23 protein-coding genes are annotated in these 19925 nt (G+C 63.2%); 11 read left to right on the top strand and 12 right to left on the bottom strand.

Going from position 1 to position 19925, the window contains the following annotated elements; translation table 11 throughout:
- The first annotated feature begins 39 nt into the window (after window positions 1–39).
- Window positions 40–1824 (top strand): ABC transporter ATP-binding protein, encoded by a 1785-nt coding sequence (locus RIE53_00700; protein ID MEQ9103193.1) that lies wholly within the window; start codon window positions 40–42, stop codon window positions 1822–1824.
- Between the two features lie 63 nt (window positions 1825–1887).
- On the top strand, window positions 1888–2274 hold the full coding sequence (locus tag RIE53_00695) for a hypothetical protein (protein MEQ9103192.1): 387 nt from the start codon (window positions 1888–1890) through the stop codon (window positions 2272–2274).
- A 22-nt stretch (window positions 2275–2296) separates the two neighbouring features.
- Here the strand turns inward: RIE53_00695 and RIE53_00690 are convergent, their stop codons facing one another.
- The 3 genes from RIE53_00690 to RIE53_00680 form a co-directional block, all read right to left on the bottom strand.
- Window positions 2297–4948 carry an FtsX-like permease family protein gene (locus RIE53_00690; protein ID MEQ9103191.1) on the bottom strand — a complete coding sequence of 884 codons (2652 nt, stop codon included), beginning with the start codon at window positions 4946–4948 and terminating at the stop codon, window positions 2297–2299.
- Window positions 4949–4975: 27 nt separating this feature from the next.
- Window positions 4976–5299 (bottom strand): helix-turn-helix transcriptional regulator, encoded by a 324-nt coding sequence (locus RIE53_00685; protein MEQ9103190.1) that lies wholly within the window; start codon window positions 5297–5299, stop codon window positions 4976–4978.
- 71 nt (window positions 5300–5370) lie between these two features.
- Window positions 5371–6201: a cyclase family protein gene (locus RIE53_00680; GenBank protein MEQ9103189.1), complete on the bottom strand. Its 831-nt coding sequence runs from the start codon at window positions 6199–6201 to the stop codon at window positions 5371–5373.
- A 117-nt stretch (window positions 6202–6318) separates the two neighbouring features.
- Between RIE53_00680 and RIE53_00675 the strand changes: the two genes are divergently transcribed.
- The 9 genes from RIE53_00675 to RIE53_00635 all read left to right on the top strand — a co-directional run bounded on the left by RIE53_00675 (window position 6319) and on the right by RIE53_00635 (window position 14034).
- Complete coding sequence (locus tag RIE53_00675; protein ID MEQ9103188.1) at window positions 6319–7326, top strand: D-alanine--D-alanine ligase; 1008 nt, start codon at window positions 6319–6321, stop codon at window positions 7324–7326.
- Window positions 7310–8503 carry a KamA family radical SAM protein gene (locus RIE53_00670; protein MEQ9103187.1) on the top strand — a complete coding sequence of 398 codons (1194 nt, stop codon included), beginning with the start codon at window positions 7310–7312 and terminating at the stop codon, window positions 8501–8503. The genes RIE53_00675 and RIE53_00670 overlap by 17 nt, the downstream gene beginning before the upstream one ends.
- On the top strand, window positions 8500–9126 hold the full coding sequence (locus RIE53_00665) for a hypothetical protein (protein MEQ9103186.1): 627 nt from the start codon (window positions 8500–8502) through the stop codon (window positions 9124–9126). The genes RIE53_00670 and RIE53_00665 overlap by 4 nt, the downstream gene beginning before the upstream one ends.
- 97 nt (window positions 9127–9223) lie before the next feature.
- The gene (locus RIE53_00660; protein MEQ9103185.1) at window positions 9224–10138 is read left to right on the top strand and encodes a patatin-like phospholipase family protein; all 915 of its coding nucleotides are present in this window, start codon (window positions 9224–9226) and stop codon (window positions 10136–10138) included.
- Between the two features lie 3 nt (window positions 10139–10141).
- Window positions 10142–10462 (top strand): HPF/RaiA family ribosome-associated protein, encoded by a 321-nt coding sequence (locus RIE53_00655; GenBank protein MEQ9103184.1) that lies wholly within the window; start codon window positions 10142–10144, stop codon window positions 10460–10462.
- The gene (locus RIE53_00650) at window positions 10455–11354 is read left to right on the top strand and encodes a PhzF family phenazine biosynthesis isomerase (GenBank protein ID MEQ9103183.1); all 900 of its coding nucleotides are present in this window, start codon (window positions 10455–10457) and stop codon (window positions 11352–11354) included. The genes RIE53_00655 and RIE53_00650 overlap by 8 nt, the downstream gene beginning before the upstream one ends.
- Window positions 11351–12394, top strand: coding sequence for an ACR3 family arsenite efflux transporter (gene arsB, locus RIE53_00645; GenBank protein ID MEQ9103182.1), 1044 nt, complete (start codon window positions 11351–11353; stop codon window positions 12392–12394). Before RIE53_00650 ends, arsB begins: the two co-directional genes overlap by 4 nt.
- 9 nt (window positions 12395–12403) lie before the next feature.
- Window positions 12404–13453, top strand: coding sequence for a hypothetical protein (locus RIE53_00640; protein MEQ9103181.1), 1050 nt, complete (start codon window positions 12404–12406; stop codon window positions 13451–13453).
- The gene (locus RIE53_00635) at window positions 13450–14034 is read left to right on the top strand and encodes a DUF1415 domain-containing protein (protein ID MEQ9103180.1); all 585 of its coding nucleotides are present in this window, start codon (window positions 13450–13452) and stop codon (window positions 14032–14034) included. The genes RIE53_00640 and RIE53_00635 overlap by 4 nt, the downstream gene beginning before the upstream one ends.
- On the opposite strand, the gene RIE53_00630 is transcribed toward RIE53_00635, so the two are convergent.
- The 9 genes from RIE53_00630 to RIE53_00590 form a co-directional block, all read right to left on the bottom strand.
- The gene (locus tag RIE53_00630) at window positions 13996–15369 is read right to left on the bottom strand and encodes a PIF1 family DEAD/DEAH box helicase (GenBank protein ID MEQ9103179.1); all 1374 of its coding nucleotides are present in this window, start codon (window positions 15367–15369) and stop codon (window positions 13996–13998) included. The two genes, RIE53_00635 and RIE53_00630, sit on opposite strands and share 39 nt — an antisense overlap.
- Window positions 15308–16231, bottom strand: coding sequence for a PrsW family glutamic-type intramembrane protease (locus tag RIE53_00625; protein MEQ9103178.1), 924 nt, complete (start codon window positions 16229–16231; stop codon window positions 15308–15310). The genes RIE53_00630 and RIE53_00625 overlap by 62 nt, the downstream gene beginning before the upstream one ends.
- Before the next feature lie 50 nt (window positions 16232–16281).
- A complete protein-coding gene (locus tag RIE53_00620) occupies window positions 16282–16983 on the bottom strand; it encodes a hypothetical protein (GenBank protein ID MEQ9103177.1) in 702 nt (233 codons plus the stop codon).
- Window positions 16980–17531 (bottom strand): sigma-70 family RNA polymerase sigma factor, encoded by a 552-nt coding sequence (locus tag RIE53_00615; protein MEQ9103176.1) that lies wholly within the window; start codon window positions 17529–17531, stop codon window positions 16980–16982. Before RIE53_00615 ends, RIE53_00620 begins: the two co-directional genes overlap by 4 nt.
- A 40-nt stretch (window positions 17532–17571) precedes the next feature.
- On the bottom strand, window positions 17572–17856 hold the full coding sequence (locus tag RIE53_00610; GenBank protein MEQ9103175.1) for an STAS domain-containing protein: 285 nt from the start codon (window positions 17854–17856) through the stop codon (window positions 17572–17574).
- Window positions 17849–18292 (bottom strand): ATP-binding protein, encoded by a 444-nt coding sequence (locus tag RIE53_00605; GenBank protein ID MEQ9103174.1) that lies wholly within the window; start codon window positions 18290–18292, stop codon window positions 17849–17851. The genes RIE53_00610 and RIE53_00605 overlap by 8 nt, the downstream gene beginning before the upstream one ends.
- 9 nt (window positions 18293–18301) lie before the next feature.
- Window positions 18302–18769, bottom strand: a complete 468-nt coding sequence (locus RIE53_00600) for a hypothetical protein (protein ID MEQ9103173.1) — start codon at window positions 18767–18769, stop codon at window positions 18302–18304.
- Window positions 18770–18778: 9 nt separating this feature from the next.
- Window positions 18779–19150, bottom strand: coding sequence for a hypothetical protein (locus RIE53_00595; GenBank protein ID MEQ9103172.1), 372 nt, complete (start codon window positions 19148–19150; stop codon window positions 18779–18781).
- A 129-nt stretch (window positions 19151–19279) separates the two neighbouring features.
- Window positions 19280–19801, bottom strand: a complete 522-nt coding sequence (locus tag RIE53_00590; GenBank protein MEQ9103171.1) for an RDD family protein — start codon at window positions 19799–19801, stop codon at window positions 19280–19282.
- Window positions 19802–19925: the final 124 nt, after the last annotated feature.

The raw sequence follows: 19925 nt of genomic DNA, 5'->3' as shown, positions 1-19925 counted from the left end.
GCCTGGACCTGCGCATAAGGTCCGTGCGTAGGACCCTCCATGTCGACAGAAGACTCCCATACGTCATCTACCCGCTCGTTCGACAGCGTCCGGCAGCTGTGGCATGTCCTGCGGCCCTACAAGTCCAAGGTCATTGGCCTGTCGTTGCTCATCAGTGCGTCGGCTTCGTTGGGAACGGTGAGTCCGCAGTTCGTCCGGTATGCGTTCGATACGGTCGTGCCGTCCGGGCAAGTGCAGCCCTTCCTGTGGCTTGCGGCCGCCTATGCCGTTTTCTACCTGGTCAAGACGCTGGTCGGATACGCCTCGATGTACCTCAGCTTCGCATTCACGCAGAGCATTATCAGTGACATCCGGATGCGGGCCTACGAGCGGATGCTCCGCCTCCCGGTGGTCCGATTCGCAGAGGAGCGTTCCGGATCGCTGGTTTCCCGTGTGGTGAGCGATGTGAACGCGCTGGAGGGCATGATCCAGGCCGGATCGACCCGCCTGGCCGGTCAGTTGTTCTCCATCCTGGTGGTGCTGGCCATCGTGCTGGTCATGGACTGGCGGTTGGCCCTCATCAACTTGCTGGTGACGCCGGTACTGGCTGTCATTACACGCCACTACCAGGAACCGCTCCGGATCATGGCCCGGCACATCCGGAGCCGGGTCGGGGAAATGACCGCCGTCGCCAGCGAGGTCATCGGGAATATCCAGGTGGTGAAGTCGTTCTCCGCCGAACGCATGGAAACCGACCGTTTCGGTGCGGAGAACAGCGCGTATGTGGAGCACAACCTGGACCGGCGGAAGGATGTGGGCTGGATGGAAGGTCTCATCGGGATCACCGCCGAGTACGGCATTGGCGCCATCCTGCTGATTGGTGGCTGGATGGTGGTCCAGGGATCCCTCACCGTCGGCGAGTTGACGGCATTCCTGATGTACCAGCGTATGCTGCAGCAGCCCGTCCTGTCCGTCATGTTCTTCAACAATCAGCTGCAGGCCGGCATGGCCGCGCTCGAACGGGTGTCGGACTTGCTCGATTCGGAGCCGGAGTCAGGTGGCGATGACCAGGCTATGCCTGCGGGCGAACTGGAATTCCGGAACGTCACTTTCTGGTATCCGGGAACGGAGGAACCGGCGCTCCGGAACCTGGACTTCACGGTCCCGCGCGACCGGACCGTGGCCCTCGTCGGGCCGTCGGGCTCCGGAAAGAGCACCGTGACGCGGCTCATAGGCCGATTCTATGATCCGCAGGAGGGCCAGGTCCTGTTTGCCGGCACGGATGTTCGCGAACTCTCGCTCGACAGCCTCCGGGCCACGGTGGCCATTGTGCCGCAGGAGCCCACCCTGTTCAGCGGGACCGTCCGGGACAACATCAAGTATGCCCGACCGGACGCCACGGATGCAGAGGTCGAGGACGCGGCCAGGGTGGCCAACGCCCATGGATTCATTGCGGCGCTTCCCAAGGGATACGACACGGAGATCGGCGAGCGGGGCGTGAAGCTGTCCGGTGGGCAGAAACAACGCGTGGCCATTGCGCGGGCCGTCATCAAGCAGGCGGGCGTGCTCATCCTGGACGAGGCGACGGCCAGCCTGGACAGCGAATCGGAAGCCGTCATCCAGGATGCGCTGGACGGCATATTCAACCGGAAGACCCCGCTGACCACGATCGTGATCGCGCACCGGCTGTCGACCATCCAGAATGCCCACATCATCTATTGCATGGACCGCGGGCGTGTGGTCGAGGCGGGTACGCATACGGAACTCATGGAGCAGCATGGACTCTACGCACGTCTGCACGATCTGCAGTTCGGCGACGCAGTGGGCCCTGATTCCGTAGGGTAAGGGACCTGTTTGTCCGTAATACGTATAATTACTGTACGAACGCTTCCCGATCCGACGTGCTGCATGCCAGACCCCGCAGGCTCATATGAACTGATCCTCCTTGAAAAAGGACTTTGGCACGTCAAATATCACGGACCCATCTCCCTGGAGACGCGAAAGGCCGCGCTGGAGTCCTTCCTGGCCGACATGGGGGACAACATCCCTTGGGGCATGTTGATTGATCTCCGCGACGCCGACATGCACCTCACCTTGCACGATGCCTTTGCTTGGGGCAATCGATTGGCCGCCGAGATCCATTTTCATGGCTGCCGGATGGTATTCCTTGAGGCACCTGAAAATGCGGAACGCAGCACGTTCGTGGAAACGGTGTCCCGCAATCGCGGTGGAACCACCCGGGTCATGACCGACTGGGATGATGCCATGGCCTGGCTCAGGGAAGGCCCACGATAGGCACGCCCGGCCGTTTGACGCCCTATTGATCGAATCGTATGGCGGTCACCGGGTCGGTGTTGGCGGCACGGAACGACTGCCAGCTCACGGTCAGCCACGCCATGAGCGCAGCAACCGCCGCGGCTCCGGCGAATATCCACCAGGACAGCTCCGTCCGGTACGCGAAGTCGCCCAGCCACGCATCCATGGCCCACCAGGCCGCCGGAAGCGCCAGCACGGCACCGACCAGCACCCACAGGGTCATGTCCCTGTTCAACAGGACCACGATCTGGCTGGCCGTCGCGCCCAGGACCTTCCGCACCCCGATTTCCTTGGTGCGCTGCTCCGTCGTGAAGGAGGCGAGACCGATCAGGCCCAGGCAGGCAATGAGGACAGCCAGGAGGGCCGCAGACGAGAAGATGCCTGCCAGACGGCGTTCCGAATCGTACATCTGCGAAAACGCATCGTCCAGGAACGTGTAGGACCAGGGGCTTCCGCCCGTCAGTTCCGACCACGAGCGTTGGACGAACGCGAGCGTCCCTTGAAGGTCACTGGTCGACAGTTTGATCAGCAACACGTTGTATTCAGGCTCGATGAACAGGGCTTGCGGACGGATTTCCGTGCGCAGATCCAGGAAATTGAAGTCGCGGACCACGCCGACGACATCCCCCATCCGTGTACTTCCGGACACGGTCATCCGCTGGCCGATGGCGGTTTCCGGCGTCCAGCCGGCTTCACGCATGAGCTGTTCATTGATGACATACTGGTAGCGTCCGCTGTCGGGGCGGACGGAAATGTCGGGTACTTCCCGGAAGCCGTCTCCGCTGAGCAGTTCCAGGCCCAGCGTTTCCACCACGTGGGGGTCGACCGGCGAGGCGAACGTCATGGGCGTGTCGTCATCACTGACCGTCGCCGGCGTGGCGAACCGGTATCCGCCCATCATGCGTCCGGGAATGGCGTTCACGGCCGACACGGACTGGACGGCCACGTTCTCCATGAGGGCGGATCGCAATGCCGGGATGGCCCGTCGTGCAGACGTCTCGGAAAGGGGGATGGCCACCACCTGCTCACGGTCGTATCCGACATCGGTATTCTGCACGAACTGGAGCTGCTTGAACACCACCGTCGTCGCGACCAGCAGAAATACCGTGATCCCGAACTGGAACACCACAAGGACCTTCCGGAACAGCGCATTGCCGCCGGTGGTGGTCCGGCCGCCCTTCAGGACCCGTACCGGTTCGAAGGAAGACAGGACCAGCGCGGGATACAATCCGGCTGCCGCCGTCACGAGTGCCATCAGACCGGCGACCGAAAGCCAACTCCGGGCCGTATTCAGCGTGTTGAACGAGAGCGATTTGTTTGCCAGATCGGAGAACACCGGAAGGGCCAGTACGGCCAGTCCGATGCCAAGGAGGAGGGCAATTCCAGCCACCAGCGCCGATTCTCCGAAGAACTGCCGCATGATCTGGGCGCGGTCGGCCCCGAGGACCTTCCGCATGCCCACTTCGCGCGACCGCCGGGCCGACCGCGCCGTGGCCAGGTTCACGTAGTTGACGCACGCAATGAACAGGATGAGGAGCGCGAGACCCGTGAACATCCGGACATACCGCGCACGGCCCATGTGGACCAGATAGATATCCTCCAACCGCTCGAACCCGAGCCCGAAGCCCGGGCCGACGCCCATTTCTGCGCGGACGGCCGTCAGCATCTCCTCGGTCTGACGCCGGACATTCGCGAGCCCGTCCCGATCGTGCAGCAGCAGGTAGGTCTGGAAATTGGCAGACCCCCACATTTCCTGGTTGGCCCACCAGGTGGATGCGAAGGAGGCCATGACATCGAACTGGATGTGTGAGTTCGCCGGGACGTTCTCAAGGATCCCGGTGACCTCGAACTCCGCGTCGGTACCGATCACCAGACGTCCTCCCATGGCTTCCGCGACACTGCCGAAGTACTTCAAGGCAGCCGACTCCGTGAGTACGAGCGTACCGGGCCGGACGAGGGCGGTCCGCGGATCTCCCTGGATGAACGGGAAGGTCAGGACGTTGAATACCGTGGAATCGGCATAGACGAATCGCTTCTCTTCCCATGCCGTGTCTCCGTTCCGGATGATGGTACTGCGGAAACGCGAGATGTTGTAGATGCGCGTCGCATCTTCCACTTCGGCGAAGGTCCGCTTGAACAGCGGAGCGACAATGGTCGGTGTGACGTCCAGGTTCTCGTCCCGGTCCGGAATCCCCAGGGTGACCCGGACGATGTCTTCGGAACGTTCATGGAATCGGTCGTACGAGCGTTCGTCCTGCACGAACAGCAGGATGAGCAGGCAGCAGGCAATGCCCACGGCCAAGCCCGCGATATTGATGAACGTATACCCGGGGTAGCGGGCCAGATTCCGGAAGGCGAGAAGAAGGTAGTTCCTGATCATGAAGAGCTCCGACAGAATGGTGGTTGCTACGAGGCCGCGCCTGTTCAGCTTGCCCCAGTACACACGTCGGTACGCATCCTCCACTTCCCCGTGATCGCCCATCCGCGCCATGGTCTCCCGGTAGGCGGTTTCCGTCGCGGCGCCTGTCGCGACCCGCGCCGTCACCTCGTCGCGGACGTGCTGTTCCAGCTCGTCCAGATCCTCCGGCAAGAACTCTTTCCGCCGGGAAAGCGTCTGCCGCCAGGTGGCTATGGCATGTTCGAGGGAAAACACGGGGATTCCAATGGGTTCGCGGTGCTGTCAGCGGGCCAACAGCGGGGCCAGCATGGCGTGGACCGTCTGCCATTGCTGGCGTTCTGCCTCCAGGGCCCGTTCACCCGCCGGGGTCATCCGGTAGTATTTCCGGCGCGGCGCGTTCTCCGCGTTTTGCCAGAAACTCTCGACCAGGCCTTCGTTTTCCAGACCATGCAGGAAAGGATACAGCGTACCGGTGGTCCACTCGATCTGCCCGTCCGACAGATCCCGTATGCGGGAAATGATCTGATACCCGTACTCGGGCCGCCCATCCAGGATGGCCAACACCATGGGTTTCAGGGTTGCCGTTGCAAGGGTTCGGGAAATCATGGGACTCCGGTTCGTGCGTGTGTGGCCTGTAAGACGAAGATCCGCCCCCTATGTTGCGTTTCTATATAGGGTCAGGGCAGAACGGCAACAATCCGCAAGGGACCGCCGCTGCCGCCCTCGATCTTCATGGGCAGCGCAATGACCGTGGCTCCGGTTTCGGGGACCTGGTCCAGGTTGGCCACATTTTCGAAGGCCGGGATATTCTCGGCGAACAGCGTCTGGTGGGTTTCAAACAGCGTGGACTGTCCGAAGTCGATGCTCGGCGTATCGATCCCCACTGCGTCAACGGATCGGTTGGCCACCAGCCAGTCGGCGGTTTCGGGGTGGATGCCGGGAAAGTGCAGCTTGGCCACCGCATCGTTCCCCCGTTCCGCTGTCCCCATGTATGCTTCCCGGTCGGGCCAGAATTGGCCATATCCCGTGCGGAAAAGCAGGATGGCACCATCCGGGATGGGGCCGTGAGCCGCTTCGAAACGTTGGATATCCGCTACGCCGATCTGGTAATCCCGGTCGGCGAGCGCCGCTTCGGACACATCCACGACCACGGCGGCGCCCATGAGCCGTTCGAGGGGAATCTGATCGGCCGACTGCCGCCCCTCGGCGAAGTGGATGGGCGCATCCAGGTGGGTCCCACCGTGTTCCGCGGTCCTGACGGTATAGGCCGTGTAATAGAAGCCGGCGTCGGTTACCCCCTCGAAGTCCGTGCTGAACTCGAAGCCCGGGGCCGTGGGCCAGTAGACGGTTTCGTCATTGTAGGCATAGGACAAATCGATCAGCGTTGCTCCGGCCAGCAGGTCGGCCAGCACGTTGGCTTCCGGTCCCGGTTCGGGCCCATCCTTCTGTTCGGCGGTAATGCAGGCGGAAAGCAACAGGACGGGCAGCAGGGCAGCGAAGTATTTCATGGCAGCGTTTTCACGGCAAATGACTGTCAGACATGGGCGAGGGGCCATATTATGGAATTCCTCCGGCCCAAACAGTCCACCCACGTATTCAACCGCCATTCAGCTTCCGGGGACCTCATGCGCGTTGGCATCCTGTACGATCTCTTCGAGGACTATCCCTGGCGGGAGGGCGAGCCGTTCGATGCGCACGCCGAGAATGAGCCGGTGGAGACGGTCGACGCCATTGCTGACGCCCTTGTCCTGCTGGGCCACGAGCCGGTCCGGATCGGTCCCGCGCATGCTCTTCTTGGCGCGTCGCGTGAGCCGGGTTTTTCGATGGATGCGGCAATCAATATTGCCGAAGGCGCCCACCACCGCGGCCGCGAAGGGGAGGTCCCGACGTTGCTCGCCATGCTGGGCATTCCCTGTGCCGGCTCCGATGCGCTCACGCTGTCCCTGAGCCTGGACAAGGCCTGGACGAAGGACCTCGTGCGGGCAGCCGGTGTGGCAACGCCCGACTGGGTGGTGTATCCGTGGGAGGCACGGCCTGGTCTGCTCGAGTTTTCCGCGCTACCCCCGTTCCCGCTCTTCGTAAAGCCCCGCTATGAAGGATCGGCCAAAGGACTGGACGCCCGCAGCAAGGTGCACAATGCCGCCGAACTGGAGCGCCAGGTGACCCACATCACGGGCGCCTATCGGCAGGACGCCCTCGTGGAGGCGTTCGTGGAGGGCAGCGAATTCACGGTGGCCATCGTGGGGCACGATCCGCCACGGGCGCTCCCCGTCCTGCAGCGCGCCCTGTGCTCTGAAACCGGGATCGGGCTGCATGTGCTCGATCGGCCGGATCTTCCGTCGGCCGAGCGCCCGTGGGTGCTGCCCGGCAGGCTTACACCCGCGCTCGAAGCACAGTTGACAACGGACGCACTGACGGTATTCCGCAAGCTGGAATGCCGGGATTTTGCCCGACTCGACTTCCGGGTCGATGCCGAGGGCCGTCCCTGGTTCCTGGAGATCAATCCCCTCCCCACGTTCGCGCCCGATGGAACGTTTGCCATCATGGCGGAATTGATGGGCCAGACGTACCCCGCATTTTTGGCCTCCATCCTGGACGATGCCCTTCGACACGCCCTTGCAAACCAAGACTGATTGGGCCGACTGGCGCTGGCACATGCGCAACCGGGTCGGCTCGGCAGATGCGCTCCGCCAATTCCTCGAGCCGACACCCGACGAACTCGCGGGCATCCGGCAGACCGAGGGCGTGTTCCAGTGGAGTATTACGCCGTATTACGCCAGCCTCATGAACCCGGACAATCCGGACTGCCCCATCCGGCGACAGGTCGTCCCGCGGGCCGAGGAATTGCTTCCCGACATCGTGGGCGTCGAAGATCCGCTGGAGGAGGTCGCCCATTCGCCGGTCAAGAATCTCATCCACAATTACCGGGATCGCGTGGCGTTCTGCGTGACCAGCCAGTGCGCCATCTACTGCCGGTACTGCCTGCGAAAGCGGATGGTGGGCGAGGCCTCCTTCATGATGCGCAAGTCGGAGCTGCAGGAGGCCATCGACTACATTGCCGCGCACGACGAAATCCGGGATGTCCTGCTGACCGGCGGCGATCCGCTGACCTTCAACGACGAGCATGTGGCATGGCTGCTGGGCCGACTCCGCGCCATCCCGCACGTGGACATCATCCGGATTGGCAGCCGGATGCCGGTCAAATTGCCTCAGCGGATTACGCCGGACCTCTGCGCCGTGCTGGGCCGCCACCATCCGGTATGGCTGAACACGCACTTCAATCACGCGAAGGAGTTGACCCCCGAGGCGGGTGCGGCCATTGACCGGCTGCTCCGCGCGGGCGTGCCCGTGGGCAACCAGACCGTGTTGCTGGCCGGGATCAATGATTCGGAAGATGCGCTCCGCGCCCTCTTCGAGGGGCTCGTGCGCCTTCGGATGCGCCCCTACTACCTCTATCAGGCCCAGGTCATCGGCGGGACGGCCCATTTCCGGACGTCCATCGAGGTGGGCATGGATTTGATGGAACGCCTGCAGGGACGGCTTACCGGATTCGCACTGCCGGTCTACGTGCTCGATACGCCCTTCGGGAAAGTACCGTTGAACCGGTCCTGGGTCCTCGGACGGGCGGGCGACCACGTCGTCATGCGCTCCACCCGCGGCGAGCTGTGGGCCGAGCCCAACCCCCGCCCGACGGACGACGTGGTCGCCCGCCTCTCGCCGTCGGCCCGTCTGCCTGAAATCCCGCTCCCGGAGGGCATTGCGACCATCCAGCAAAATGTAACCTGTGAGGTTACAAATACAAACCCATGAAAAACAGTATTATAACACGTGAGTATACGGGCGCCGGTGCCCGGGTCGGTGCGATCGCAATGGCAATTGCCGTTCCCCTCCTCCTTCTTTGCACCACTGGCACGGCTGCGGCCCAGGATCTGACCGAGGCCGGGAACGATGCCTTCGGGACCATACAGGAAGTGATCGCAGCACTGGCGGCTGACCCGGCGACGGATTGGTCAACGGTAGACATCGAAGCACTCCGGCGGCACCTGCTGGACATGCATGACATGACCCTCAACGTGACGGTCGAGCAGTCCGACATCGCGAACGGCCTGCAGGCCATGGTGACGCCCACAACGGACCGCGCGGCCCGGGCGCTGGAACGGGTCTTTGCGGCGCATCCGCAGCAGCTGGCCGCCGAGTCCGGATGGGCCATGCAGGCCATGAAGCACGGGGATGCCTGGCATGTCATGGTCACGTCGGACGACGAAGCCGATGTACCCGTCATCCGCGGTCTCGGCTATATCGGCGTGATGGCGTGGGGAGCGCATCATCAGCCCCATCATCGGGGCATTGCCACGGGCCAGAACCCGCACGGCGACGGCGCCCATGAAATGGGCGGACAGGATCATGGCGGCCACGGCGGGATGAATCACTAAGCGGACTGCAGCGTTACCTATAGGCCCGGCTGTTGTTGGTTTACGATTGCCCGATTCTGGATGGCCCGGCTCAAGCATCACCCCTTCACCCACACCCATGAGCGGATACGACACGTCGCGTGACAAGACGCCGGTTTCCCTGGTCCTGGGGAGTGGTGGTGCACGGGGACTGGCGCACATCGGCGTCATCAGGGCCCTGTCGGACGACGGAAAATGGGATGTGCAGTCCGTGACGGGCGCCTCGATCGGCGCGCTCATCGGCGGACTTTATGCGGCCGGTGACCTGGATGTCTACACCGAGTGGGTGCGCGGCCTGTCGCGATCGGATGTGTGGGGACTGCTGGATTTCTCGTTCACGGGAAAGGGGCTGTTCGAGGGCGACCGCGTCATGAAGAAATTGAAGGAACTGGTGGGCGATGCGCAATTCGAGGACCTGGCCATTCCCTTCACGGCCGTCGCCACCGATCTGGAGCGTCGCCAGGAAGTCTGGTTGAACACCGGTGGGCTGTTCGAAGCCATCCGGGCATCGGTCGCGATTCCCGGACTGTTCACGCCCGCGGTCCGCAACGGCCGTATCCTGGTAGACGGCGGGCTGTTGAGTCCGCTTCCCATCGGCCCCTCGCTGGCGCGTACGACCGAGCGGACCATTGCCGTATCGCTGAACGGGGCGGTCGACACCGACGACACGGATCAACCGCGAGCCGCCGGCTCAGACCCCGGTGCCGAACAGGACACGAACCTGTTCCGGCGCTGGGCGCAGCGGGCGCAGGACATGTGGAGCGACGAGGATGACGAGGCGCATCCCTATGACGCCATCGATACCATAGCGCGCTCCCTGGAGGCCATGCAGGACCGCATCGCACGGCATCAGATTGCATCGTATCCCCCGGATCTGCTCATCGAGATCCCGGTGACGGCATGCGGTGTATTGGAATTTCACCGGGCCGATGAAATGATCGAGCTCGGATACACGACGGCCAAAAAGGCCCTGGATTCATTAACGAAGGAGTGACACATGCAGATTCTGGTCAATACGGACAACAATATCAATGGAAGTGAGCGCCTTCAGGGCTATGTGGAGTCGGTGGTGGGAAGTACCCTGGAGCGGTTTTCCGACCGGTTGACCCGCGTGGAGGTCCACTTGACCGACGAGAACAGCCCCACCAAGTCCAAAGGGGATGACCAACGATGCGTCATGGAGGCGCGGCCTGCCGGATTGCAGCCGATTTCCGTCACGCACATGGCCGATACCATGGACCAGGCGATAGATGGTGCCGTGGCCCGGTTGGAGCGTACGCTGGACAAGACCTTCGACAAACTCGATTCGCGTGGCTGAGGGCATACTTGGCCATCCGGTGTCGGGTGGGAGGATGTACAGGCTGGCGGCTTTTGCACGCGTCACGGGCGGAGGAAATCCGGCTGGCGTGTGGGTGGGGTCCATGCTTCCCGATGCCGCTGTCATGCAGCGGATGGCTGCCGATGTCGGCTACTCCGAAACGGTGTTCCTGGCGGTCGGGGAAGATGCTCCCATACCCACCCGGTATTTCAGCCCCGTGGCCGAGGTCCCGTTCTGCGGGCATGCGACCATTGCGGCCGGATGCCTGCTCGGGCAGCTTCGGGGCGTCGGGGCGTATGTCCTGGAAACCCGGGCGGGGGAGATTCCGGTCCGTGTGGCGTGCGATGGAGCCGTGTGGACCGCCACGCTGACTTCCGTGGCGCCGCGGCACGAACCCCCCGGCGGTGAACTGGATGCCGTTCTCGGTGCGCTCGCGTGGACGCAAGGCGACCTGGACGAAACCATCCCGCCCGCTCGCGCCTACGCCGGCGCCTGGCACTTGGTCATCGCGGTCCGGACGGAGGAGCGACTCGCCAACATGCACTACGATTTTGATCGAATGAAGCGGATCATGTCGGACTCGGGTTTGACGACGCTCCAGCTGGTCTGGCGGGAGAGCGGGGCGACGAGCGGCGCCGGGACGGCGCGCCCCACTGTTTTTCATGCCAGGAATCCCTTCCCTGTCGGCGGTGTGTTTGAGGACCCCGCCACGGGTGCCGCGGCCGCGGCCCTCGGGGGATACCTGAGGGACAGCGGACGGCTGACGACTCCGGCGTATGTTCAGATCCGGCAGGGGGAGGCCATGGGCCGCCCGAGTCTCATTCACGTAAACGTGCCGGAAACCGGGGGCATCGAGGTCTCCGGTGCGGCCGAATCCATAAGCCATCCATGAAGCGGCTTTCCCTGCTGGATCGCTATCTGACCGTCTGGATTTTCCTGGCCATGGCGGCCGGTGTGGCACTGGGTCGGTTCCTTCCGTCGGTGGGCGCGGCCATCGACAGCCTGGCCGTCGGGACGACGAATGTACCCATTGCCATCGGGCTCATCCTCATGATGTATCCGCCACTGGCCAAGGTCCGTTACGAGACCTTGCCCACGGTTTTCCGGAATGTCCGGATCCTGGTGCTGTCCCTCGTGCAGAACTGGATTGTGGGTCCTGTGCTCATGTTCACGCTGGCGATCCTCCTGCTTCCGGACCTGCCGGAGTACATGATCGGACTCATCCTGGTCGGTCTGGCCCGGTGCATTGCCATGGTGTTGGTGTGGAACGACCTGGCGGACGGGGATACCGACTATGCGGCCGGGCTGGTCGCCTTCAACAGCATTTTCCAGGTGCTGTTTTTCGGCGTTTACGCGTGGATTTTCATCACGTGGCTGCCCCCGCTCGTGGGGTTGGAAGGAGCCATCGTGGAAATCAGCACGGGGGAGATCTTCCAGAGCGTCATGATCTATCTGGGCATTCCGTTCTTCGGGGGGATGATGACCCGGTTCGTGCTCCGGAAGCGAAAAGGAGACGCCTGGTACCGGACGGAGTTCATCCCACGGATTTCTCCGGTCACGCTCGTTGCCCTGCTGTTCACGATCGTGATGATGTTCAGCCTGAAGGGCAATGCCATCGTGGAGCTGCCCTTGGACATGGTGCGCGTGGCCATCCCGCTCGTACTGTATTTCGTGATCATGTTCTTCGTGTCGTTCTTCATGGCGTGGCGCCTGGGAGCGGACTACCGGAAATCGGCTACGCTGGCCTTCACCGCGTCCGGCAACAATTTCGAGCTGGCGATTGCCGTTGCCATTTCCGTGTTCGGCATCCATTCCGGCGTGGCGTTCGCGACGGTCGTGGGACCCTTGGTGGAAGTGCCGGTCCTGATCGGCCTCGTGCACGTGTCATTGTGGTTGGGGCGGCGGTATTTTCCGGCCCAACCCGCCGCGTGAGCTCCTGCCATGCTTGAAACCGAATTCCTGGATCTGCTGAAAGCCCTTATCCGTCGCCCGAGCGTGGTGGGGGCCGAACATTCGTTCTTCCGCGCGCTGCAGCGGGAGCTCGAGGAGCGCGGTGCCACGGTCACCTGGTACGAGGGTCTGCTGGTGGCTCAAGGGGCGCGGCCCCGCAGCCTCATGGTGTCGGCCCATATCGATCGGCACGGATTGGTATGCACGGGTCCCGCCGAATACCAGTATGCGGCGTTCATTTCCGCCAACCGGACGGACCTGCTGAACAATTCCGTATCGGAAGAGCTGATGACGAAGATCACGGAGCGGTTTGCCGCCCAGGAGGTGTTTGCCTACGAACCGTGGACCGGGGCCTATCTCGGCAACGGTGTCATCGAGAACACCTATGTGTGCGAGCACCGCAACAACCTGATTTTCGAGATCGACGGCCTGGATGATGTGGTTGCCGGTACGCCCATCGCGTTCCAGGACCGCCTGCACGAAATCGACGGTCGCCTGGAGGGCCAACTCGACAACGTCCTGACAGCCGCGGCGCTCGTGCATCTGTTCAACCGAGGTTTCGAGGGGACGGCCTTCTTTACGGCTCAGGAAGAGGCCGGGAAGAGCTGGCGCTACCTGCTCGAGTGGTTCCGGCGATTCGGTGAGTCGACCAACGAATTGCTGGTGGTGGATACGAGCCCGTTTCCGACCGTCGCGTCGGCCAACGAGCAGCACATTGTGCTGCGCCGCAAGGACGCCAACGCCTCGTTCAACTCAGCCGCTACGGACCGGTTGGCGGCGGCGTGCCGGGAGCTCGGCTTGACGTACCTCTACAAGGACGCGTATGTTGAAGGAGAAAACCAACGCCTCGCGACACGGGGGGAAGCCTCGCGTTCCCTGGGCAGCACCGAAATGGGACGTATCATTGCGGCCTCGGGTGGGCTCGTGGACGGCACGACCCTCCAGATTCCGACCACGGGGTATCATACCATGCACGAATCGGCTGCCATTCCGAGTGTAGAGGCGTTCCTGGAAGTACTGACGAGCCTGGCCACCCCATGACCGCACCCCATGCCCCATCCCCCCGGAAGGCCTCCCCCGAGGAGGCCGTCCGCACGTGGGTCGACAACCTGGTCGTGGGACTCGAATGGTGTCCCTTCGCCCGGCGAGAGGTCATGCAGGGGACGGTCCGCTACGTCGAATCCCGGGCGACCACGGATCTCGGTCTTTTGTCTGCGCTGGCGGAGGAGCTCCACCTGATGGACGACCATGCCGGCATTGAGACGACCTTGGTCATCCTGCCGCACATGCTGGCCGGGTTCGATGAATACCTGGATTTCCTGGACCTGGTGGATCCGTTGCTGGATTCACTCCAGCGTACCGGCACCTACCAGGTGGCCAGTTTCCATCCGGACTACCGGTTCGAGGGCACCGAGGTCGACGATCCGGCCAACTTCACGAACCGTTCGCCATGGCCACTCCTGCACATCCTGCGCGAGGACAGCCTGTCCGAGGCGATTGACGGATGGGAAAAGAAGCATGGTCCCACGTCCGGAATCCCGGAGCGCAATATTGCGCGTACCCGGGAAATGGGGGCCGATGCGTTACGTCTTCTGCTGGAACGATGCATGAACGCGTCGTAGTCCCTCGTCGCCGAGTTCATGCAGCCAGTCCTCGCTGCGTTCCGATGCGCGGCGGAAGGCCAGGTCACGGGACACGATTTCCGGATGGACCCGGAGGGCACGCTCGTTGATGCCTTTGAGGGTGAGCCCCTGGAGTGAGCGGAGCCGGGACAGCGCCACGTAACCCTGTCCGAACTCGAACGTCCGCGAAAGATCCATGTGGGCCCGGTCCAGCGACATGCCCTGGCTTTTGTGGATGGTAATGGCCCATGCCAACCGCAGCGGCAACTGCGTGAGGGAGGCTTCCTCGGAATCCTCACCCGATTCGAAGCGCCATTCCGCCGACTCGACTTCGATGTACGTGCCGTCCTCGGTCTCTACGATCGGTCCGTCTGCGGTGAACTCCACGACCACGCCGGTTGTCCCGTTCACGAAGCCCGCCTGGAAGTCATTCCGGGTAAACATCACGCGGGCGCCCACCTTGAGCACGAGTTCCTCCGGGGACAGGCATCCGCGGATCATCTGGGCCACGACCGGTTGCGGACCCTTGGTCTCCATCCGGTAGATGCGCGTGTCGGTCGCAAGCAGGTCCAGGGCGCGCATGTTCTGGCGGTCCACGTCGGCATTGTGCGTGTACAATTTGGTGATGCCGGGAGATACGTGCTCCACGATCCGGGACGCCAGGAGTTCGTAGTGCTCGTCGTAGAGCTGTTCGGAACGGATGGCGGTAAGCACATCCAGATAGGTCTTGTCGGCCTGCCGGTGCTGCTCGTGCAGGTAGCACACCCGAAGCTCCAGCGCGTCCCACGCCGGGGACGCGAAGGCATGGATGGACGGCGGGGCCTCCGGCTCGTTGTCGAACAATCCGGGCATGTCGTCCCACTCCGATGTGCGGGGGGGTGGCACGGGGGCGCGTCGCTGGACGGGAGGCAGCTGGTAGAAATCCCCCACCAGGATGACCTGAAGACCGCCGAACGGCTGCGCATTCTCGCGCAGGACCCGGCAGGCGCGATCGATGGAGGTGAGCATGTCCGCCGAGAGCATGGACACTTCGTCAATGACCAGGACGTGCGTTTTCTTGGCCCGGTCCGTGAGCCGCTTGTTCTCCTTGATGGCCTTCAGGTCGCGCGGTGTGAGGCGATCCTTGATGCCGACACCGCTCCAGGAGTGGATGGTGAGGCCGCCGAGGTGGGTGGCGGCAATGCCCGTGGAGGCCGTGATCCCTGCGATTTTCCGATGCTGCTTCAGCCAGTCTATGTACTGCCCGATGGTGTGCGTCTTGCCGCTGCCGGGTTCACCGGTCAGGAAGACGTTCACGCCGGTTTTCAGGATGTCGAGGGCTTCGCGCTGGGTCATGGGGATGGAGGGTGTTCAGGGCCAGGACGCCGGCGGGGCCGACGGCCTTCTCAAGGTAACGCAATTCGGCCAGCCGGTCGGCTTCGTCCGCATCCGGTGGTTCAGTGAATCCATGCGCACGCAGGAGGATCCGTCCTTTCACACGAAGCGACTGTTCAATCCGCAGGCGGAGGAGGTTTACCATGTCCACGAGGACGACCGGTGCGACGTGGCCACGGAGGCCCTGCAGGTACTCGCCCACCGGCGTATCCGGCAACGTCCCGCCCAGCACATGGGCCAGCACCTCCTGGTCCCGATCGAATCCGCTTCCCAGCCAGATCCGGGTACGGCGTTCACTTTCCCGGAAAACCAGTACCAGCGCCACGGGCGCGACCAGCAGGAGGGCCACGACCTGGGTGCGTGGATCGAGGGGAACGGCATTCCAGGCGGCATGCAGGATGACCACCGGGACCAGTGCGGCACCCCAGGCCAGCGGCACGGTCCGGGTCCGGGCCACGGCGCGTGCCAGCAGGGCAAACGCGGCCGTCAACGTTCCGTGCAGGACGGCGGTCCCCAGGCCGCGGAGGATCCAGAGCTGTGGCGGCGCATCGGTCAGCGCGAGCAGGTACCAGGTGTTTTCGGCCAGGGCAAAGCCTGTGCCGACCGCGAATCCCGCAATCGCTGCATCAACCGAAAAACCGATCCGGCTCCGGTGGATGAGCCAGACAATCCACAGGCTTTTCAGCACTTCCTCGACCAGGGGCGCGGCGGTCGGCCCCAAGGACGTATTCAGGACCAGGGCGGCGACCGCCGATGCCACGCCGGCCAGAAGGCAGACGCCCAGCAACCGCAGGCGCATGAGCTTGAAGCTGTCCAACAGCACGAGCCCGCCCAGGAACAGGACGACGGGCAGCAGGCTGGTGGCGGCCGCGATTATGGCTGGACCTGGAGTTCGTTGCGGAAGAGGACTTCGCCGTCGGGCGTCGTACCGGTCAGGATGAGGCTACCGGAATCGGAGGGGCGGACCGGCAGGCGATACTCGTCCGTTGCTCCGGCCGCAACGATTTCCACGGGAACCGGGGTGGACGTCCACGAGGGGTCGAACGCCAGCTGGACAGGTTCGGAGCGACCGCTGATGACATGTACCACGATTTCGTCCGCGACCTGGCGGATGCTGATGGACACGTCCTCACTTCCGGTGGTGAGGGCGCGATCGGGTGTGATCATGGTGGCCTGGATGCCGTCCGGATTCGTTCCGGGCGCGATGACCATGACCACCACGAGAACACACGCGGCAATGGCCGCGAATCCGAGGCCGAGGGTCCAGCGGGACCGGGTGGGCCGGGCCGGGCGGACGGCGTAATGCCTTGCGTCGGATGAGGTTCGGGCGGCAGCCTCCCAGACTGCCCGTTCCGGAAGCGCGGCCATGACGCGGTCGGCAAACCCCTCGGGTACCGGGAGGTCGGTCTGCGTGGCCATGAACTGTTCGGCCAGTCGGGCATCGGCAAGCGCCGTTGCGATGGCGGGGTCGGCAGCGGCCGCCTGGGCGAGCTCGCGCGCCTGCGCCTCGGTGATCAGGCCGTCCACGTCAGCCTCAATCAGGAGCGCGATATCGTCGGAAATGTGTTCCGTCATGCTTCAAACCGTATTTGTTGACTTTCGCAGATGACGCGCAGACGCGATCGGGCTGTGAACAGTCGGGACTTGATGGTTTTTTCCGGCACCTCGAATACAAAGGCGAGATCCCGGTAGGAGAGATCCTGATAATGACGGAGCAGAATGAGGGCGCGGTCCTCCGGGGACAGATCCATCATGGCCTTGCCCACCCGTTCTTCCTGTTCCTGCTCGTGCAGGGCCAGTTCGGGGGACGAATCCGACTCGACGGGTACGACATCAATGTCCTGCGACGGACGTCGTTTCTTGCGCAGATTCAGCGCCTCGTTTACGGCAATCCGGTACATCCAGGAGTAGAACCGGTATTCCGGTCGATACATCCCGAGGTTCTCGAATGCCTTTGCGAAGGCGGTCTGTGCGGCGTCTTCGGCGTCGGGTGGGTTGCCGAGGATGCGGTATGCCGCATTGTACACGGGGCGCTCGTACTTGCGCACGAGGCCTCCGAATGCATTGCGGTCGCCGTTCAGCGTCTGTTCCACCATGAGCCGATCCTGTTCATCATCATGCATGAACTACAACCGGTTGGGTGTCAGGTTGGAAAAGGTTGCGTCAGTCGATATCGAAGACGGTGTCGAAGCCGGCAAGGTTGAATACCATTCGGATGTGGGGTGTCATTCCGCGCAGTCTGAGTTCCGCCCCACGGGCGGAAAGGCGCTGTTGGGTGGCCAGCAACACACTCAGACCGACACTGGAAATGTACTCCAAACGGTCGAAATGAACCGTGCAGGTTTCCCCGACCCCCTGGAACAGGGAATCCATGGCCTGCGCCCGCGTGGCGTCGAGCCGGCCGGCCAGGTGGATGGCGCAGGGTTCGGTGCGTGTGGCTTCAAACATGGTCGGGCAAGAATTTTCCGAGGTGGATGCGGCTGATTCGACCGTCGTGTTCCGACTCGACGTGGTCCATGATGCTCGACAGGATATGCAGACCCAGCCCACCGGGTTTCCGGTCGTGAAGCGGTGCGAGCGTGTCCACGGGCGGAACAGACGCCGGGTCGAACGGGGAAGCGTCGGGATCGGTGAACGTGACCCTCAGAACCGGATCGGTGCCGGATTTGGCCGTGGTTTGGGGGTCCCCCTCAATCCAGACCTCGATCTCGAGAGGCCCACCTCCGGACGGGTTGTGCTTCAGCGCATTGGTGAACAACTCCTCAACGGCGAGATCCAGGGCGAATTTCGCATCGGCATCCAGGTGGAGCGTGTGCGCAGCATCGTCCAGGAAACGGAAGATGCGCGGCAGTTCGTCCAGTTCGCGGGGGAATCGGTGATTCACAGGGGAGCATCAGGAAGGGTGACATCCCGATGATACGACGTTTCCGAGTGTGACTTCGCCGGCGGTGAAGGAGCGCATTTCCGCCGACGGAACGGGAGCCTGCCAGGCCACGAATTCCGGGGAATCGAACACGGCCTGGAAGATGGACTCCCGGTTCTGGAATGCCGTGGAGTCGACGTACTCGGTCATCAGGATGACATCCCAGCCGCGGATGGAGTCGGGGGCCGCAGCCAGCGCGCGGTACGACAGGATGTGACCGTGCTCCTGGACCAGGGCCCGGGCCCCTCCCCAGTTTTCCTCGATGGTGCGCAGGTACGTGTCCTGCATGCCGGGGAGTGTTCGCACCAGGTCCACCGCCCAGACGGCGTCCGGATGGCAGGTGGCGGTGTCCGTTGCCGTCGAAGGATCGGCTTCGGGGGTGGTACATGCGGCCAACAACGTGGCGACGGTGAGGATGGGTATTGCGGTCCTGATCATGGCGGGAATCTATTGGGGTTCGACGAGCGCGGTCAGCTCAACCGTTTCTACGTGGCATTCGTCACGGGTTACGCGGACGTCGTCCTGGTGCCAGACCGGCTGACCCTGGGTGGTTGTTACCGCCACCCGATACGTACCGGCCCGCTCATGCGCCAGGCTCGCATTTCCATTCACCACCGGCTGGGTGTCACGGAAATCCCCGTCCGTGACCGTGGCTTCGTAGATCCCGTCTTCCGGGGTTTCACCGCTATCGATCGTCACCGTGACGGTAATGGCGGGGCGGGCCTCTGTCGTGCAGACTACGCCATCGTCGTTGCTGTCGCAGGCAGGAAGCAGGATGAGGGCCATCAGGACGGGCAGGATACGTACATGGAATCGCATGGCGGACGGGTTGAGTGCAATGGCTGGTTTCGCAGGCCCGGGGACGGTGCCGGAGCCATAACCCTACCCATGTTCTGCCGTGGAAGATTCGATTCCGGTCCGGGGGGACGCGGTTTTGCACCACCGCGTTCAGCCTTTCACAGACCCTACGTGGGTCCTGGCGGCGAGATCGTACGGGGTGCGACCGGCGGGCGCGAAGAACATCATGCCGAGATAGACGAATGCGGCCAGAACAGGTAGCCAAACGCCGAGAGCCCATCCGACGTATGTCGTTTCTCCGGTGAACATGAATGCCGGATTGAGATGCAGGTGCGTGTGGGCGATTTCCCACGGCAGGAATTTCACCCCGTTGCGCAGCAGGGCCCGTCGAAGGGTCATCTCGCCCGTTGGCGACTGGACGCTGATCTTCAGCAGGCGTTTTCCCGGCGTGGCCTGGCGCCGGCCGGCCTCGAAAAGCGAGAAGTACGCAATCATGGGCAACGTCAGGGTGAAAAAGCCGACCAGATGACGTAGAGCATAGGATTCCCCCATGGCCGCATGGAACGGCCAGATGTCGTTCAAGGCCGTCGACGCGAAATACAGCAGGATCATGTACACATACACGATCACCATGTCGGCCAAATAGGCGAGGATGCGGCGCAGTGCGGTCATTCTGGTGCTCGGGTTGGTTCGGGCTCGATCAGACCACGTCGGGTCGGTCTGAGGATACGCATCCGGCAAAAAAAGTGGGGCGGGGGGCAAACGCGCCCCCCCCCACCCGGGTCGTTAGTTACCG

The sequence above is a fragment of the Rhodothermales bacterium genome (genome assembly GCA_040221055.1).
Lineage (GTDB): Bacteria > Bacteroidota > Rhodothermia > Rhodothermales > UBA10348 > 1-14-0-65-60-17.
This window is presented reverse-complemented; position numbering and strand designations above follow the sequence as displayed.

What these genes read in the sequence shown, in the direction of transcription:
- RIE53_00700 (MEQ9103193.1), top strand. Translation starts at nt 40, where the DNA reads ATGTCGACAGAAGACTCCCATACGTCATCTACCCGCTCGTTCGACAGC.
- RIE53_00695 (MEQ9103192.1), top strand. Translation starts at nt 1,888, where the DNA reads ATGCCAGACCCCGCAGGCTCATATGAACTGATCCTCCTTGAAAAAGGA.
- RIE53_00685 (MEQ9103190.1), bottom strand. Translation starts at nt 5,299, where the DNA reads ATGATTTCCCGAACCCTTGCAACGGCAACCCTGAAACCCATGGTGTTG.
- RIE53_00680 (MEQ9103189.1), bottom strand. Translation starts at nt 6,201, where the DNA reads ATGAAATACTTCGCTGCCCTGCTGCCCGTCCTGTTGCTTTCCGCCTGC.
- RIE53_00675 (MEQ9103188.1), top strand. Translation starts at nt 6,319, where the DNA reads ATGCGCGTTGGCATCCTGTACGATCTCTTCGAGGACTATCCCTGGCGG.
- RIE53_00665 (MEQ9103186.1), top strand. Translation starts at nt 8,500, where the DNA reads ATGAAAAACAGTATTATAACACGTGAGTATACGGGCGCCGGTGCCCGG.
- RIE53_00660 (MEQ9103185.1), top strand. Translation starts at nt 9,224, where the DNA reads ATGAGCGGATACGACACGTCGCGTGACAAGACGCCGGTTTCCCTGGTC.
- RIE53_00655 (MEQ9103184.1), top strand. Translation starts at nt 10,142, where the DNA reads ATGCAGATTCTGGTCAATACGGACAACAATATCAATGGAAGTGAGCGC.
- arsB (MEQ9103182.1), top strand. Translation starts at nt 11,351, where the DNA reads ATGAAGCGGCTTTCCCTGCTGGATCGCTATCTGACCGTCTGGATTTTC.
- RIE53_00640 (MEQ9103181.1), top strand. Translation starts at nt 12,404, where the DNA reads ATGCTTGAAACCGAATTCCTGGATCTGCTGAAAGCCCTTATCCGTCGC.
- RIE53_00635 (MEQ9103180.1), top strand. Translation starts at nt 13,450, where the DNA reads ATGACCGCACCCCATGCCCCATCCCCCCGGAAGGCCTCCCCCGAGGAG.
- RIE53_00630 (MEQ9103179.1), bottom strand. Translation starts at nt 15,369, where the DNA reads ATGACCCAGCGCGAAGCCCTCGACATCCTGAAAACCGGCGTGAACGTC.
- RIE53_00620 (MEQ9103177.1), bottom strand. Translation starts at nt 16,983, where the DNA reads ATGACGGAACACATTTCCGACGATATCGCGCTCCTGATTGAGGCTGAC.
- RIE53_00615 (MEQ9103176.1), bottom strand. Translation starts at nt 17,531, where the DNA reads ATGCATGATGATGAACAGGATCGGCTCATGGTGGAACAGACGCTGAAC.
- RIE53_00610 (MEQ9103175.1), bottom strand. Translation starts at nt 17,856, where the DNA reads ATGTTTGAAGCCACACGCACCGAACCCTGCGCCATCCACCTGGCCGGC.
- RIE53_00600 (MEQ9103173.1), bottom strand. Translation starts at nt 18,769, where the DNA reads ATGATCAGGACCGCAATACCCATCCTCACCGTCGCCACGTTGTTGGCC.
- RIE53_00595 (MEQ9103172.1), bottom strand. Translation starts at nt 19,150, where the DNA reads ATGCGATTCCATGTACGTATCCTGCCCGTCCTGATGGCCCTCATCCTG.
- RIE53_00590 (MEQ9103171.1), bottom strand. Translation starts at nt 19,801, where the DNA reads ATGACCGCACTGCGCCGCATCCTCGCCTATTTGGCCGACATGGTGATC.